The 16,263-nt window shown below is 61.5% G+C and carries 14 protein-coding genes; 6 read left to right on the forward strand and 8 right to left on the reverse strand.

Going from position 1 to position 16,263, the window contains the following annotated elements:
* Positions 1-5 precede the first annotated feature (5 nt).
* Positions 6-668, reverse strand: a complete 663-nt coding sequence (locus EIY72_RS09210; protein WP_093219132.1) for a glutathione S-transferase family protein — start codon at positions 666-668, stop codon at positions 6-8.
* Positions 669-980: 312 nt separating this feature from the next.
* Here EIY72_RS09210 and EIY72_RS09215 point away from each other — a divergent pair, with 312 nt between their 5' ends.
* Genes EIY72_RS09215 through EIY72_RS09225 form a run of 3 tightly spaced genes read left to right on the forward strand, consistent with a single transcriptional unit; the run spans position 981 to position 4,105 of the window.
* Positions 981-2,045 (forward strand): isopenicillin N synthase family dioxygenase, encoded by a 1,065-nt coding sequence (locus EIY72_RS09215; RefSeq protein ID WP_093219135.1) that lies wholly within the window; start codon positions 981-983, stop codon positions 2,043-2,045.
* A complete protein-coding gene (locus EIY72_RS09220; RefSeq protein ID WP_093219138.1) occupies positions 2,032-2,979 on the forward strand; it encodes a hypothetical protein in 948 nt (315 codons plus the stop codon). Before EIY72_RS09215 ends, EIY72_RS09220 begins: the two co-directional genes overlap by 14 nt.
* 40 nt (positions 2,980-3,019) lie before the next feature.
* The gene (locus EIY72_RS09225; RefSeq protein WP_093219141.1) at positions 3,020-4,105 is read left to right on the forward strand and encodes a putative urea ABC transporter substrate-binding protein; all 1,086 of its coding nucleotides are present in this window, start codon (positions 3,020-3,022) and stop codon (positions 4,103-4,105) included.
* A gap of 52 nt (positions 4,106-4,157) precedes the next feature.
* Here the strand turns inward: EIY72_RS09225 and EIY72_RS09230 are convergent, their stop codons facing one another.
* On the reverse strand, positions 4,158-7,646 hold the full coding sequence (locus EIY72_RS09230) for a hypothetical protein (protein WP_093219144.1): 3,489 nt from the start codon (positions 7,644-7,646) through the stop codon (positions 4,158-4,160).
* 142 nt (positions 7,647-7,788) lie between these two features.
* Positions 7,789-8,295, reverse strand: a complete 507-nt coding sequence (locus EIY72_RS09235) for an HvfX family Cu-binding RiPP maturation protein (protein WP_093219147.1) — start codon at positions 8,293-8,295, stop codon at positions 7,789-7,791.
* A gap of 284 nt (positions 8,296-8,579) precedes the next feature.
* Between EIY72_RS09235 and EIY72_RS09240 the strand changes: the two genes are divergently transcribed.
* A complete protein-coding gene (locus EIY72_RS09240) occupies positions 8,580-10,082 on the forward strand; it encodes an aldehyde dehydrogenase family protein (protein WP_093219150.1) in 1,503 nt (500 codons plus the stop codon).
* Between the two features lie 52 nt (positions 10,083-10,134).
* Here the strand turns inward: EIY72_RS09240 and EIY72_RS09245 are convergent, their stop codons facing one another.
* The 5 genes from EIY72_RS09245 to EIY72_RS09270 form a co-directional block, all read right to left on the reverse strand.
* A complete protein-coding gene (locus EIY72_RS09245; protein ID WP_093219153.1) occupies positions 10,135-10,794 on the reverse strand; it encodes a carbonic anhydrase in 660 nt (219 codons plus the stop codon).
* A 74-nt stretch (positions 10,795-10,868) separates the two neighbouring features.
* Entirely contained in the window at positions 10,869-11,336 is a 468-nt protein-coding gene (gene cynS, locus EIY72_RS09250) for a cyanase (protein WP_093219156.1), read from the reverse strand.
* 208 nt (positions 11,337-11,544) lie between these two features.
* Positions 11,545-11,874, reverse strand: coding sequence for a hypothetical protein (locus EIY72_RS09255; protein WP_093219159.1), 330 nt, complete (start codon positions 11,872-11,874; stop codon positions 11,545-11,547).
* 524 nt (positions 11,875-12,398) lie between these two features.
* Positions 12,399-12,902, reverse strand: coding sequence for a GNAT family N-acetyltransferase (locus EIY72_RS09265; RefSeq protein ID WP_093219162.1), 504 nt, complete (start codon positions 12,900-12,902; stop codon positions 12,399-12,401).
* Positions 12,903-12,938: 36 nt separating this feature from the next.
* Positions 12,939-14,882 carry a DNA topoisomerase III gene (locus EIY72_RS09270; RefSeq protein WP_093219165.1) on the reverse strand — a complete coding sequence of 648 codons (1,944 nt, stop codon included), beginning with the start codon at positions 14,880-14,882 and terminating at the stop codon, positions 12,939-12,941.
* Between the two features lie 145 nt (positions 14,883-15,027).
* On the opposite strand from EIY72_RS09270, the gene lexA reads away from it, so the two are divergent.
* Positions 15,028-15,645 carry a transcriptional repressor LexA gene (gene lexA, locus EIY72_RS09275; RefSeq protein ID WP_093219169.1) on the forward strand — a complete coding sequence of 206 codons (618 nt, stop codon included), beginning with the start codon at positions 15,028-15,030 and terminating at the stop codon, positions 15,643-15,645.
* The gene (gene imuA / locus EIY72_RS09280; protein WP_093219174.1) at positions 15,645-16,262 is read left to right on the forward strand and encodes a translesion DNA synthesis-associated protein ImuA; all 618 of its coding nucleotides are present in this window, start codon (positions 15,645-15,647) and stop codon (positions 16,260-16,262) included. Before lexA ends, imuA begins: the two co-directional genes overlap by 1 nt.
* Position 16,263 lies beyond the last annotated feature (1 nt).

Below are 16,263 nucleotides of genomic sequence, written 5' to 3' on the forward strand. Positions count from 1 at the left end.
CGTTTTCAGCGGAACCGCGCAGGGATCGCCTCGGCAAACGGATAGAGTGAGAAATACGGCTTGGCTTCTTCGAGCGTGCGCCGGTAGGACGGCCGCTGGGTCAAACGCTCGAAATACTCGCGCAAGTGGCGATGCTCATCGGCAAAGGGCATCAGAGTGCTGGCGTAGAACAGCGCCGGGCAGGCCGCGCAGTCGGCCAGGCTGAAGTCCGTGCTGGCGATCCAGGTTCTGCCGTTCAGTTGTTTTTCCAGCATGTCGTAGGCGGTCTTCAGGGCTGAGCGCTCGCGGGTCAGGTCGCCGTTGGCCGAGCGTATGCGATCGACCACGATCAGATTCATCGGCCCCTGTACATGCAGGTCGAAGAAGCGGTCCCAGAGGCGCACGTCCAGCGCGGTGTCCCGATCCGTCGGCATCAGCGGGTGTGGGCCCGGATAGAAGCGGTCGAGGTATTCGATGATGATGCTCGATTCCGCCACATCGCGTTGCCGGTCGTGGTCGCGGATCACCGGAAACTTGCACAGCGGCCAAAGCGCCTGCAGCGCCGCCCGGTCAGCGTCGTTACCCAGGTCAATGAGGCGTTTCTCGAACTCGACGCCCTGCTCATAGAGGGCGACCAGCACCTTGTGGCAGTACGACGACAGCGGGTGGTAGTAAAGAGTCAGCGGCATCGTTCGGGTTCCCCGGCGGAATGGACATCCAGACATTATCGACCCGGATCCAGGATCGTGCGAGGTGCGCCATCCTGGTGCCTTTATTTCTGCCCAACGGTTATCAGTGCTTGCAGCCCGCTGCAGGCAGCGCTTTTGCAAATCAACAGGATAGCGACGTGCAGGACGATTCGAGCGCACGTGGCACGGGCATTGCTGGATCGCTCGGGCACCCATGGCGGTGCGCTTGATCCGGGACGACCCGGTGGCCTCGCGGCTCTGCGATATCTGGACGACCAGGTGACATTTTGACTAATCATCAGGAGGTTACTTATGGCGCCCATACCTCGATCCACCCCTCACACTGCGTTCGAACGCTTGCCGCTGGTGGACATCAGCGGCCTGTTTTCCGACTGCGCGGCCCGGCGTATTCAAACGGCTGCAGCGTTGGGGCAAGCAGCCGCGCAGGCAGGCTTTCTCTACGTGACCGGGCACGGCATCGATGCGCAAATCATTGAGCGCCTCAAGCAGCGCACGGCGGAGTACTTCGCTCAGCCCCTCGAGCGCAAGATGCACGACTACATCGGGCTTTCGAACAATCACAGCGGGTATGTACCCGAAGGCGAAGAGCAGTTTGCCGAGGGCAGCATCGATCACAAGGAGGCGTTCGATGTCGGTTTCGACTACCTGCAGACGCAAGGTCGGCAGCCGATGCTGGGCGCCAATCGTTGGCCAGGGCTTCCGGGTTTCAAAGAGGACATCAAGGCCTATTACGATGCTGTGTTCAGCCTCAGCCTTACACTGTTCAGAGGCTTTGCGCTGGCCCTTGGCTTACCGGAAAACGCGATCAGCCAATGGGTCAATCATCCGCCCAGTCAATTGCGTCTGATCCACTATCCATTTGCCAAGGATGCAGCGGTGGATCGCCCCGGCATCGGTGCCCATACCGACTACGAATGTTTCACCATCCTGCTGCCCACCGCACCGGGGCTGGAAGTGTTGAACGGGGCAGGGCAGTGGATCGACGTGCCGCTGGTGGACGGTGCCTTCGTCATCAACATCGGCGACATGCTCGAGGTGCTGAGCAATGGCGCCTATGTCGCCACGTCGCACCGGGTGCGCAAGGTGGCCGAGGAGCGCTACGCATTTCCGATGTTTTGCGCCTGCGACTATGAGACGGTCATCGAGCCCATTGCGCAACTGGTCAATCCGGCAACGCCGAGTCGTTACGGCCCAGTGGTGTGTGGTGAGCATCTGTACGCGCAAACCCTGCAAACTTTCCATTACCTGAAGCAGCGCGTGGCCCGGGGTGAGTTGAGTTTGCCGGCGGGGGCGAAAGCCTTGTCCTCTTTCGGCCTCGTGGCCAAGGGTGAGGAGGCGTGTCATGCACCTTCGTGACCTTGTCTATCAATACCCGCAGCAAGCGGCGCACGGCGTGCCCGACTGGATGTTGGGTTTCTACAAGCGTCACTCGATCAGTTTTGCCGATGGCCTGACGGATACCCGGACCCACGTGTGCTGGTTTCAAAGTCGCAACTTCAGCATCGATTTGCGCCTGCCCCTTGAGCAGGATCAAGTGCCGGCCAAACCCTTGGCGCAATGCAGCGCCGAGGAGCTGCAACGGCTGGCCAACTATGAAGGCTGGGAAGCCTTGTCTGCGTGGCGCGACGAGACCTTGAGCTGGCACGGCGAAACCTCCCTGCAACTGCACAATCGCTGGCCGGAGCCCGCCGTGCTCAAACGCATGGGCAACTGCATGATCGAGTTCGCCCCGAGCGGCGCCTATGTTGAAGACTGGCGTCTGCAAGTGTCGGCGCCGGGCCCTCTGATCGGGTTACGGTTGTTGCACGAAAAAGAGCTGAAAAGCGGCCAGGTGCACCATCGCGGCGGCGGTTTGATCCTGTGTGGCGACTATGCGGCAATGGTGCTTGGGCGAGCGCAAGCGCTTGAGACTGAGCCAACCGGGCTGATGCTGCGCGATCTGGTGGTGCGCCATGCTGGTGATCGGCAGTGGCTCGATCGTGCTTTCAATTTCGAGACGTCCGTGGCCACTGGTTCGCTCGACCAAGGCTTTACGGTCACGCTGTCCACCTGCGCTGCGCGAGTGGGCAAGCCATTAATTGCCCTTGACGGTTTTGAACTGCAGCCCGATGGCAGGCATGTAAGGCAATTGCTGCAGGTCGACGGCGTCGAGTTCGAGCGTCTGTTCGTCATCGATACCCTGGAGCCCGAGCCCAGCTTCGCGCAGGCCACCGGTTTCACCGCTGATGCGGCGCAATGGCATGCGCGCGAAGCGCCGACCTTGAGCCGCTATACCCAATCGCTGGTTTGAATCCAACGCGTCATCCCATTTCATAGTCCGTGAGGTTTCCATGAAGGCATTCTCGTGCGTGATGTACCGCTGTGCTGTCGTGTTGTTGGCACTGTGCTGTGTGGCATTCGGGGCTTCGGCTTCGGCTTCGGAAAAGAAGCAGTCTTTCAAGGTGGCCTGGTCGATCTATTCCGGCTGGATGCCCTGGGGTTACGCCAGTGAGCACGGGATCATCGACAAATGGGCGAAGAAGTACGGGATCAAGATCGAACTGGTGCAGCTCAATGACTACATCGAATCGATCAACCAGTACTCGGCCGGTGCGTTCGACGCCTGTGGCATGACCAACATGGATGCCCTGACCATCCCGGGCGCCAACGGCGTGGATACCACGGGCCTGATCCTCGGTGATTACTCCAATGGCAACGATGCGATTGTCCTCAAGCACGGCAAGACCTTCGCCGACATCAAGGGCCAGCAGGTCAACCTTGTGGAGTTGTCGGTCTCGGATTACCTGATGTCCCGGGCCCTGGATATCCATGGCCTGAGCCAGCGCGATATCAAGATCATGAACACCTCCGATGCCGATGCCGTGGCTTCGTTTGCGACGCCGGGTGTGACGGCGGCGGCATTGTGGAACCCGCAGTTGAGCATGGTGATGAAGCAGTCGCCGACCGCGGTTCAAGTGTTCACCTCGAAGGAAATTCCCGGGGAGATCATCGACATGATGGCCGTGAATACCGCCACCCTGGCGGCCAACCCGGAGCTGGGCAAGGCACTGGTGGGGGCCTGGTTCGAGACCTTGCAGTTGATGAGCGGCGACGACGCACAGGCGATTGCTGCGCGTACTTCGATGGCGGAACGCTCGGGGACGGATCTCAAGGGCTATGAGGAACAACTCACGCAAACGATGCTGTTCTACACCCCGGCGGTGGCGTTTGATTTCGCCAACTCCGAGGCGATTCGCCAGACCATGGACAAGGTCCGTACCTTCTCCTTCGCCAAGGGTTTGCTGGGGCAGGCGGCGACCAGCGCCGATGCGGTGGGCATGCAGTTCGCCGATGGTTCGACCCTGGGCGACAAGAACAATATCAAGCTGCGTTTCGATAGCCGGTACGTCAGCATGGCAGTCGCCAATCAGCTTTGATCCAGTGCATCTGCGCTGTAGGAGCGAGCTCGCTCACAGGGTTGTGGGGAGGCTAGAACTTCGCGTAGTTCAACGCGTCGACAATCGCCGAGCCGCCGATGCCGGTCAGCGACAGCAGCAGGGCGCGGATCAGCGGGTCTTCGGAATAGCGTGAGAACGAGCCGGTGTTCAGGGTCGAGACCCGCTCGCGGATCATCTTGAATTTGTCGTAGCACGGCGCTTTCTCAGGGGTTTGCAGCAGGTAGGCGTCGAGCCGCTGCAGGGCCAGGGAGCGGGCCTTTTCTGCGGCGCGACGCAGCGACAGCGCGGAGAACAGCAGGATCAACGCGGTGAACAGGTAAGAGATCACCAGCGCCGGCGGCGTCTGCCAGTTGTCGAACAGGCTGCTGCGCGAGGCGACGAGGATCAGCATCACTACCGTCGGTGCATAGATCAGCCGGTTGACCGCCGAAGTGCGTTGCGCGATCAGTTGTACGTCCACCCACTCATCGATGCACGGATGACGGAGCATGCCGAAGATTTTCTGGTGTTCGAGCTGCAGGCTGCCAGGCCATATGGCGTGATGTTCGCTCAAGTGGCGGATGAATCGGGTCAGTAGCAGGTTGGCATCGACCACCCAGAACACCAGCAGCTGGAACACCAGGGTCGGGGCCAGCCAGCCGATCATCCACCACACCGAGTCGCCGCGCACGGGCATGCTTTCCATCGGCCAGATCACGAACAATACGCTGGTGGCGACCAGGTACAGCCAGGTGGCCAACGCCGCGCGCAGCATGCGTGCGCCAAAGGAGCCGCAGACGCAATGTTCGCCCCAGAAGCGCGCGATGGAGATCATCTTGCGTCCGTCCGAGCAGGTGAGGCGGGCTGATTCGCAGGACCTGGACCACTCTTCGCTGGCGTTGAGCAGCGGGAAGAAGATCAGCAGCAGGCAGTGGCCCAGTTCGTTGCACCAGCGCCGCAGGGTCCAGCCCTTGCCTCGGCGGACAAAGCGCCGCGCCTGACCCCACAGGGTCATTTCGTAGCGACGCATGTGCAGGCGCAGGTGGTAGGCAGTTTCGATCTCGGAACGGTTGATACACAGCTTGCGCCAGCCCCACACCAGCGCGGTCAACGAGATCAGTACCGCCAGCAGACGCAGGGCCATGGTCGGCCAGGCACTGATGCCCTCGAACAGGAACATCGGTTCGCCGAGACCGTTGTTGGTCAGGTTGCTGCGCATCTGGTAAGCCAGCATCAACGCCAGGACAAACAGCACCAGCGGCACCACGACGTACCACGCCCGTGATTCGCGAACGCTGACCAGCTCATCGGGCGAAGCCTTGGCCAGCGCGAGCTGCCGCTCCGAGCGCCGGGTCAGGTTCGATGAGACGATGCCCAACAGAATCAAGGCAAAGGCCAGCCAGAGAAATTCCGCGTGCCAGTAGCGGGTGGCGATGAATGCGCAGACCACCGCCAGCATGAACAGGCTGATCGGCACGCCGCGGACCCAGGCCATCGGCGTGTCGTGATCATGGTTCGGCCCTTCGATTTTCCACCAGACGATGAATCCGGCGAGTATCAGCAGGGTGATGGTCAGCGGTCCGGCACGGTAGAACGCCTGGGCTTGCTTGAAGCGATCACGGATCGACTGGGAGGGTTCCGGGTAGGGCGGTGGCGAAGGGTCCTGCAAACAACGCAGGGCCATCAGGTCGTGGGGGCGGATGCCCCGCTCCGACTCGGACTGGCTTGGCGCCTCGCAACTGGCCGGGCGTGACGCGGTCAGGCGGCTCGCAAGGGGAATAAAGCCACTGATGCCCACTTCATAAATGCCCGGCGAGAGCAGCTCGGACCTTGAATAGTCGAACTTGGCACGCTTGGCGTCGAAGGATTGCGGAGCGAGCGCCGCCAGTACCGAAATGAACACTGCACTTTGCAGGCTGTCGCGAAACGGCGGGACGTCCTGTTGCAAGGCGCGGGTCAGGGTCAGGCCATAGGGGGCGGCGAGGATCAGGTTGCGCGTGGTTTGCGCCTGACCCCGCTGCAGCATGCGCGCGTCCAGGTCGGTGGAAAAGTACAGCTTGTAGGGCATACGGCTCTTGAGCGCCTGCAACACCAGCAGCTTGTCATAGGCATCCACCCCCAGCACGCCAATCGCACCGATACCGCTGTCGCCATTGCGTCGGTAGGTCGCGTCGACGTTGGCGATGTGGTCCGCTAGGCGCCGCAGGTAGTCCAGTTGCGAGTTGCCGTCAGACTTCTCCAGCGGACTGAGATCAAGTTGCACAACACCGGCGGCGTTTTTGCTGGCGTCGGGTGTGGCTGTTTTATCGGAGCTCGCCGACTCTTCCGGCAGGCGTCCATCCAGCCCGCGCAGATAGCTGAAGCGCAGAACCCACTGGTCAACCACATCTTTTTGAGGCTTGCCGCCGCCCAGATGGGCATCTTCAGCCACCTGTGACTTGAAGCTTTCGATCAGCGCGCGGCTGTAGAAACTGTCCCACTCGGAAATCAGCGCGATGCGATGGTTGCTGCGTCGCAGATCGCGGGTACAGGGTGGCCCTTTGTGTTGCGCGTCATCCTGACTGCAGCGTATGCCGGTGGCGGGGTCGACGCGGCGTAACTTCAGTTCCTCCAGCATCAGTTGGGTCATGGTGCCGTCGTCACTGACGGTGCGCAGCAGTTTCATCGAGGGCCGGTTGGCCAGGGGCGGGGCCAGTTTTGTGTAGCCGCGATCGAGGGTTTCGTTGTCGGCTGTGGCGAGCGGTGAGTAGATCTCCACATTCGGCGTAGCCTTGCCGAGGTCCTGGTCGTGGAACATGTCGAGCAGCACGGTCGAGGTGGCCGGCCCGATGATTTTCAGCACCGGGTTATCAACGGGCTCCGCGCAGGGTGTGGGTGAACAGGCGGCGGCGACTTTGCTGATCAGGCTGCTGCGCAAGGTGTCCAGGGCTTGCAAGGGTGACGGGCCGAGGGTGTCCTGCTTGAGCCAGAACACCAGGGTCCGGTTGGCCGGTGCCGGTTTTCCTTCGAGCGCTTTCGGCGGATCGAAGGGGTTGGAGACGAAGACTTCATAGGGCGCGTCCACGAAGGCATGGGCTTGCGGCGCATCAGTGGACAAATCGCTGGCCAGGCGCAGGCAATGAATGTACTGCTCCTGATCCGGCACCCGATGAGCGTTCTTGAAGCCGGCCAGCAGTGCATAACGAATACGTCGACGCCGTTCGACTTCGTCGGCGTAAGGCCCGCCCTCGACCAGTGCGACCATGATGTCGGGGCGCTGTTGTTCGGCAGTTAATGGTGACAGGTCGGTGCTGCACACATTGGCGGCGTCGGCGGTATTGCCGTCGGCCTTGAGCATCTTGCGATAGCGCTCCACGGCATCGAACGGGTCCTGCCACAGGCGCGCCTCGATGGGCAATTGCGCCTGAAACTGCGCACCAGCCGGACGCGGCTCGAGGAACGGGTCGCGGTTGAGGGCGAACATCGATACCACCAGACTCAGGATGACCGCACTGCCTGGCACCCAGAAGGCCAGATTGGTGCCCGAACCCTTGCTGTCCATGGCCTGTGCCTCGTGTTGTCGGCCAATTGTTCATCCTTATGTATAGACCTTATAAGCACGGGGGCCGGGGGCCATGGATCGATTATGTGCCCAGTGGTCGGGTATTTGCCGCTGGGCATTCGATGGTCGACAGGTGCTGATTTCATCGCCGCCAGAAGTAGCGGGCGAGCAGGGCGTCGAGACTGAGTTTGCCGGGTCCCGACAGCAACAGGGGCATGAAGGCCACCAGGTAGATCAGCGGCAGCTTGAAGTTGCCGAAGCCCTTGTTGGTGATCGCATAACCCTGGGCCAGTTCGCTCAGGGTCGACCAGTCGGCCGGCCAGTGCACGGCGGCGGTGGCGACGACAGTTACGACAATGAGGATGAACGCCGAGATGCGCGTTCCCAGACCGACCAGTATGGCCAGGGCGCAAAGCAGTTCGGCCCACATCGACAGTTCCCAGTTCAGCGTCGCCGAAACGTGATTGAACGGAAACGGGAAGCGGTTCTGGATGTCGGCGAACCAGTTCTGACCGTTGAACTTTTCCAGGCCGGATTCAAAGAATTCCCAGGCAAGGAACAGGCGCAGGGCCAGGGGCGCGATCCAGTTGCCGGTGCGGTCGAGGTTCAGGTGCAGGCCTTGGACGGCGGAAGAAATCGAGGTGCTCATGGTCTTGGTCTCCATTGGGGCAGGGAAGCAGCGTGAGTTGTGTGCCTGGATCGGCGTGGCCAATCGGTGAGCACATTTGACCCATGGGCTGTATCGGCGATGTGTCGTTGGCGTGGGTGTTTGGCGAGGTGGTGTATCAGGGGCGAGGCTGTACACACTGTGATACTTGACGTCGCTCTTACATGGAGGAATGTCGGGTGGTTGCAATCGCCAGCCTGACGCGTGACGCTCCAGGCGAATTGCTATACATTTTCCGGCCGCCCACAGCATGGTGATACCGCTTCATGTCTCTCGCGCTCGAACGTCTAGTCGCTGGCACGCCCATTCCTTTCGCCGGTAATCGTGTCACTGTCGTCAGCCCCGAACTGGCCGCACGCTTCCAGCCCGGTGACCACCTGCTGGTGGAGCAGGTCAGCGGCGAGTTGTTGCTGATTCCGGTGGCTGACCAGCAAGCGGCCAGCGTCGCGATCGAACGTGCCGAAGCGGCATTCAAGGCGCTGTCAGCGGTGCCGGAGCAAGCCATCAGCGCCTTCTTCGATCTGTTCGCCAAGGGCCTGGAAAGCCCTGGGTGCTGGGCGCTGATCGAAACCGCGAACCGCGCTGACATCGAGCGGGCCAAGGCACGCGGTCGTTCGACCACGCGTTTGCTCGCCGATGAGCGCATGCGTCGCGACATGATCGCCGGTTTGCGCGCCTGGCGTGACGCCGAAGCCACCCGGGGCAAAGTGGTCAGCTGCGTTGAGCATGACGGCTGGAAAGTCGAGCAAGTGGTCTCGCCCCTGGGCATCGTCGCCTTCGTTTTCGAAGGTCGACCGAATGTCTTCGCCGATGCCGCCGGTGTCTTGCGCACTGGCAATACCGCGGTGTTGCGCATTGGCAGCGATGCGCTGGGTACGGCGCAGGCGATCGTCACCCATGCGTTGAATCCGGCATTGAGTGAAGCCGGTTTGCCGGTCGGTGCGGTGTCGTTGGTGGAAAGCGTCAATCACGCTGCTGGCTGGGCGATGTTCGCTGATCGTCGACTGTCGCTGGCCGTGGCCCGGGGTTCAGGCCGTGCGGTCAGTCAGTTGGGCAGCATCGCGCAACAGGCCGGCACTGCCGTCAGCCTGCATGGCACCGGCGGCGCGTGGCTGGTTGCCGACACCGACGCTGATGCCCGGCGCTTCGCCGCGGTGGTGCGCAACTCCCTGGACCGCAAGGTCTGCAATACCCTGAACGTATGCCTGATCCATCGCGACCGCGCCGCAGAGCTTGTGCCATTGTTCCTTGATGCGCTGCAACAGGCGGGTAAAGCCCGTGGCCAGGGCTGCAAATTGCACATCGTCGAAGGCAGTGAGTCGTACCTGCCCAGCGAATGGCAGACGGCAACCGTCGAGGTGTATCGCGCCGAAGGTTATCAGACCGAAGCACAGGCTGAGCCGCTGCCCGAGGATCAACTGGGGCGGGAGTGGGAGTGGGAAGAGACCCCGGAAGTCAGCCTGAAAATTGTCGACGATCTGGACAGTGCCATCGCCTTGTTCAATCGCCACAGCCCGCAGTTCACGGTGTCGTTGATCAGCGACAGTGACGAGGCGCAGGATCGTTTCTACAACGCGGTCAACGCGCCTTTTGTCGGTAACGGCATCACCCGTTGGGTCGACGGCCAGTACGCGCTGAACAAGCCGGAGCTGGGGCTTTCGAACTGGGAGAGCGGGCGGCTGTTTGCTCGCGGGGCGATTCTTTCGGGTGATGGTGTGTTCACTGTGCGTAGCCGCATGACCCAGATCGATCTGGGCGTGAAGCGCTGAAACCCTTCCTCAGCGACCGCCGATAAGGCGGTCGCTGCCGTTGTAGTTGTCATCAAGCCGCTTGAACCACGCTGGCCTGCACTGCGCAGGCGTTCGGGTGCTCGACCAGTGAGACGAAGCTGCGGCTGGTGCCGTCCAGTGCGTCGATCGAGCCGGTTTCGATGTCATAGACCCAGCCATGCAGGTTCAACAGGCCTTTCTCCTGGGCCAGTCGCACGCTCGGGTGGGTCTGGATATTGGCCAGTTGTGCAATCACGTTCTCGCGCACCATCGAACTGACCTTGGCCGCTTCATTGGCGTGAGGGCGCGATTCGTTGATCACCTTGGCCGATTCGGCGTGCTGCAGCCAGCCGCTGACGGCGGGCAGGTGATCCATGCAGGTGCACTTGGCGACGGCGGTCATGGCGCCGCAATCGGAATGCCCGCAAATCACGATGTCAGTGACACCGAGCACGGCGACGGCGTATTCCACCGTGGCCGACACCCCCCCGGGATGCGGGCTGTAGGACGGCACGATGTTGCCGGCATTGCGAATCACGAACAGTTCGCCGGGTTCCTGTTGCGTGAGCAACTCGGGCACTACACGGCTGTCGGAGCAGGTGATGAACAAGGTGCCAGGGTGCTGCGTGGTGGCCAGGTGCTTGAACAGGTCGGTGCGTTGCGGAAAGGCTTCTTGCTGGAACTTCAGGAAACCGTCGATGAGCGCTTTCATGGGGGCATTCTCCGGATCAATTGTGTGAGTGTTCCAATGGCCGGCCCGTACCGGCGGCGCGGGCCGGCCTGTGCTTAGAACGGACGCAGGGGCAGGAACTTGCCGTCCAGGGTGATCACGGCACGGGAGCCGCCTTCCGGGTCTTCGACTTTTTTCATGTCGAGCTTGAAGTTGATCGCACTGATGATGCCGTCGCCGAACTGCTCGTGGACCAGGGCTTTGAGCGTGGTGCCATAGATCTGGATCATTTCGTAGAAGCGGTAGATGGTCGGGTCGGTGGGCACGCCCGAGAGGCTGCCGCGCAGCGGGATGATCTGCAGGTGAGCCACGGCATCGGCGTCCAGTTCGAGCTTGTCACCGACCACTTCGGCGGCGCTTTGCGGCAGCGGGTGCTGACCGAGCAGGGCGGCGGTGACATAGGCCAGGCTCAGGCCGGTGCCGTCGGCCAGGTCCTGCCAGGACAGATTCTTGCGTGCCTTGGCGTCGAGGATGGCGGCGGTCAGGGTCAGGCTGCTGTCGTTGTAGGCGTGGGACTGTTGCATGGTGTATCTCCTTTCGGCAGTGCTGTTGCTTGGGTGTGAAGCCATCTTCAGCGGGATGGCTGATAGCGTCCAAGACCGATATGCAATGCAATCTATAAGTGGTGCCTATAGATGGGAGATGCCAGCGCGTTGCGTCAGTGCAGTGTTCAAATAAAAAATGGCCTGCGTCTTAAAAAGAGGCAGGCCATTTTATTTATCAAATTGGATATCAGTAGAACCGGTCAATGACCCGAACTTCATTGTTGTTCTGCATCGAATCCCACGCCTGTTTCAGCGTTTGCAGAACATTGCCGATGAAGTCCTTGTCGGCCGCGGCTTTTTTGCCGACATAACCGTGGCCGCGACGGTACATCTTCAGTCGGGCCAGCAGGTTCTGGTTGTTCTGGTCGAATTCCGCTTCATGAGCATGCGGCGACAGGCAGTCGATATGAACCTGGCCCGACTTGCTGATCCACAGAATATGGCTGTCATGGCTGTCTTTTTTAGCCGCGAACATACGAGCCAGTTCTTCGATAGTAGGTTGATTGTTCAGATTCATGATAAAGCCCCTTGACCAATTGGTGATCTTTCTAAAGTTGATTCGCTAATACAGGTAGCCCATCGGTTAGTTGATCCCTGGCACCGAAACCAGGACGTCAGCGTTCGACCGCCATAAAGGGCGGGGTCCTGCGTCTGTTGCATGTAGTCGTGTTGAATAACTGCTACGCAATAGCGTCACAACGAAGAGAAGCGGCGAAAACCTTAAGGCCATTGCCGACGTTTTCAGGGTCGGCCACAAGCGTCATGAGGATTGCTCGCCAAGTCTTCTCGCCCTTGTACTGGACGTTCAGGCCAGGTCAGCTTCTTCAATCTGCCTTGTGGGCAGCGTGTATCCGGGAAAAACAGCTCGGCGGTCAGACGAGCTTGCTCAAACATGTTGCCTGTACTCCCGATCGGGGAGACGGCTTCATCATGCAAGGGCCAAACGGACGAGTCAACGGTTTTGTAGTGATTATTTTTGGTCACTACATATTGTCCGACAAAGCCGTTGGGAATTAGCGCGGATGACGGGAGGAGGGGTGGTCAGGTCTGTGGCGGCACAGACTCGAAGCGGTAAAAGGTGCAGAGGTGATGATCAACCCTGCGTTGATGCAGCGTGAGGCCGCTGACTGCAAGGCTTGGCATTACCGCGGCCCAGAACAGGCGTGCGGGCTGGTTCGCCTCGATATGGAAAATTTGCCATTGACCGGGGAATTGGCTCAAGAGGGTGGAAACGACAAATCGCGCGACACCCTGGCCACGGAGGCGGCGACTGACAAACAGGTAGCCGATGTTGTAGCGAGCGCCGGGCAGGTGTGTGTTCTCGTCGACCGTCACGAACCCGGCCAGTTCGCCATCGGCCTTGATCAGAAAGGGTCGGGTCCCGGGGTTTCGCCAGTAGTCCGGCATGGGCAGGATGCTGAAGAAACCGTGCTCGCCGAGTTTCAGTGGCAGCCATTCACTGAAGTCGTAGGTGTAGAACTGCATCAGGTTTTCGATGGTTTGCAGTTCGTCCCGTTGGGCGGGATGAAGCGTGATCGATGGCATATGCCTGGCTCCTGATTTCAGTGCACCACAGGAGCATTATGGCTTGGCCTGCTTCGGCGCGCGGCGGGTTCCGCTGGCAGGTTTGCGTGGAGCGGCCTTGCGTTTTTTCTTCCACGGCGTAGCGGCGCGCCCGGAGGGCGGCGGGCCGCTGATGGAGAGGCTCAGACCGGCACAGCGACTGACCTGTTTGCTCATCCATGCCGCTTGTTTGGTGACGAATTCTTCAAGGCTCATTTCTCCACTTTGCACCATGTCCAGCGCCTGTTCCCAGATGGCCGTGGTGCCCGGGTCGGCGATGGCGCGGGGCACGGCGTCGATCAGGCTGAAGGCGGCAGGTGTGGCGGCCAGTGCCTTACCGTTCTTGACCAGGTAACCACGGTCAAGCAGGCCCTGGATGATCGAGGCGCGGGTCGCCTCGGTGCCGATGCCGGTGGTGTCCTTGAGCTTTTGCTTGAGCAGCGGATCTTCCACCAGTTTGGCGACGTTTTTCATCGCCTTGATCAGGTCACCTTCGGTGAAGGGCTTGGGTGGTTGCGTCCACAGATCCTTGAGCTGTACACCGGCTACGCCGCACTCAATGCCTTCGGCCAGGTTGGGCAGCGTCTGCGGTGCCGGTGCTTCTCTTCCCTTGGCGGGTGCGAGTGCCTCGGGCAAGGCGCGCTTCCAGCCAGGTTCTATGATCTGTTTGCCCACGGCGCGCAGGGCTTCCCCGGCACAGTCGAAATCCGCCTGGGTGCGATCGTATTCGTGATTGGGCAGGAACTGCGCCAGATAACGCGCGCGGATCAATGTATAGACCGCCCGATGCTTGCCGGTCAGGCGTTCGAGGTTCTTCGCGGCGGCGGTCGGGATGATGCCGTGGTGAGCGCTGACCTTGGCATCGTTCCAGGCTCGGGAGCGTCGTTGCGGTTCAAGATGATCGTGCAAGGCGTTCAGCGCCGGGTCGGCTTGTCGCAGCGCTGCCAGAATGGCCGGCGCCTCGCTGTGCTGACTGAGCGGCAGGTATCCGCAGTCGCTGCGTGGATAAGTGATGACCTTGTGGGTTTCGTAAAGCGCCTGGGCAATGTCGAGGGTTTCCTGGGCGCCGAGACCGAGCTTTTTCGAGCAGACTTCCTGCAGGGTGCCCAGATCGAACGGCAGCGGCGCGACTTCACGCATGCGTTCGGTGCGCAACTTGATCACCCGGGCAGTGGCGGCTTGGCTCATGGCTGTGGCCGCCTGTTGCGCCAATGTCTGGTTCAGGCAGCGATCCTGATCGTCGCAGACCTCGCTGGGGGCCCGCCATTGCGCGGTAAACGCGGTGCCGTTGTGCAGCAACTGCACGTCGATGGCCCAATAAGCGACGGGTACGAAATCGGCAATGCTGCGGTCGTGATCAACGACCAGGCGCAAGGTCGGCGTTTGGACTCGACCGACCGGCAGCACGCCCTGATAACCGGACTGGCGCCCCAGCAACGTGAACAACCGGCTCATGTTCATGCCGATCAGCCAGTCGGCTCGCGAGCGGCCGAGGGCCGAGTGATAGAGGCTGAAGGTTTCGGCGCCTGGCTTGAGCGCGGCCAGGGCCTTGCGGATGGAGGCATCGTCCAGTGCCGACAGCCATAGCCGACGGATCGGCCCGCGGTAACGGCAATGTTCCACGAGCTCCCGGGCGATCATTTCGCCTTCACGGTCGGCGTCGGTGGCAATGATCAGTTCGCTGGCTTCGCCGAGCAGGCGCTTGACCGCCTTGTACTGGCTGGCAGTGCGCGGCTTGACGGTCATTTTCCACTGGTCGGGAATGATCGGCAGGTCCGCCAGCACCCAGCGCTTGTAGCGTGCGTCGTAGGCGTCCGGCGGGGCGGTCTCCAGCAGATGGCCGATGCACCAGGTGACCGTGACATCTGTTCCCAGCCAGCAGCCATCGCCCCGACGCTTCGCACCGAGCACGGTCGCAATGTCTTTGGCCTGGGAAGGTTTTTCACAGAGGTACAGCCGCATAACCACCGTCGTCGATCAATGTGTCTGGGGGTGCACAGAATGGCGGTTGAAGCGTCTGCGGGCAATCATTATCTGTATGCATGTACAGCTTTTTGTGTCCCGGGTGACTGACGGCTCTTGCCAGAAAAAAACCGGAAGAGTACAAATGTACTCCATGACGACTTTAACCCCCCGCCGTACTGCCATCCTGACTTTCATCCGCGAGCGCATCGCCGAGCATGGTCAGCCCCCGAGCCTCGCTGAAATCAGCGAGGCGTTCGGCTTTGCCTCCCGCAGCGTGGCGCGCAAGCATGTGCTGGCGCTGTCCGAGGCTGGCTTCATCGAGGTCAACCCGCATCAGGCCCGGGGTATTCGTCTGCTCGGGCAGCCGCCGCGTCCCGAGTTGCTCGATATTCCCGTGCTCGGTCGCGTGGCGGCCGGTGCACCGATTGGCGCCGATGCCGAGGTGCACAGCCGCTTGCTGCTCGATCCGTCGATGTTTTCCCGAGTGCCGGACTACATGCTGCGGGTGCGTGGCGACTCGATGATCGAAGACGGCATTCTCGACGGTGATCTGGTGGGCGTGCACCGCAGCCCCGAGGCGCTGAATGGCCAGATCGTCGTGGCGCGGCTTGACGGTGAGGTGACCATCAAGCGTTTCGAGCGGGTCGGTCACCTTGTCCGGCTGCTGCCGCGCAACCCCGCTTATCAGCCAATCATTGTCGACGCCGATCAGGACCTGGCCATCGAAGGCGTGTTCTGCGGTTTGTTGAGGCAAGGCTGATGGGTGCCGTCGTTGCGCTGGATACGCTGTTCAATGGTGGCCAGGTCTGGAAGGGCCGGCCTGCGCCGCCAAGTGCCAGCCCGCAACCCACCGGGCACGCCGTGCTGGACGCGGCGCTGCCCACCGGCGGCTGGCCGGAGGCGGCGTTGAGCGAAATTCTCCTGGCCGGGCAGGGCGTGGGCGAGTTGCAGCTGGTGTGGCCGACCCTGGCACGGCTGTCGGCGGCGGGCGAGCGTATCGTGCTGGTGGCGCCGCCGTTCGTGCCATACCCCCAGGCGTGGCAGAGCGCCGGGGTCGATCTGCGACAACTGTCGATCATCCAGGCCAGTGAGCGCGATGCGCTGTGGGCGGCGGAACAATGCCTGCGCTCGGGCAGTTGCGGTGCCGTGCTGTGCTGGCCGCACAAGGCCGATGACCGTGCGTTGCGACGCTTGCAGGTGGCGGCGGAAACCGGTCAGACCCTGGCCTTTGCCTACCGCCCGATCAGTGAGGCCATCAACCCTTCGCCAGCGGCCTTGCGCATTGCCATCGATGCCAGGCCTGCGCAGTTACGGGTGCTCAAGTGCCGGGGCGGGCTGGCCCGTTCGGCACCCATTGCCTTTGCCGTGGGGCATTGAG

It is taken from the genome of Pseudomonas vancouverensis (assembly GCF_004348895.1).
GTDB classification, from domain to species: Bacteria; Pseudomonadota; Gammaproteobacteria; order Pseudomonadales; family Pseudomonadaceae; genus Aquipseudomonas; species Aquipseudomonas vancouverensis.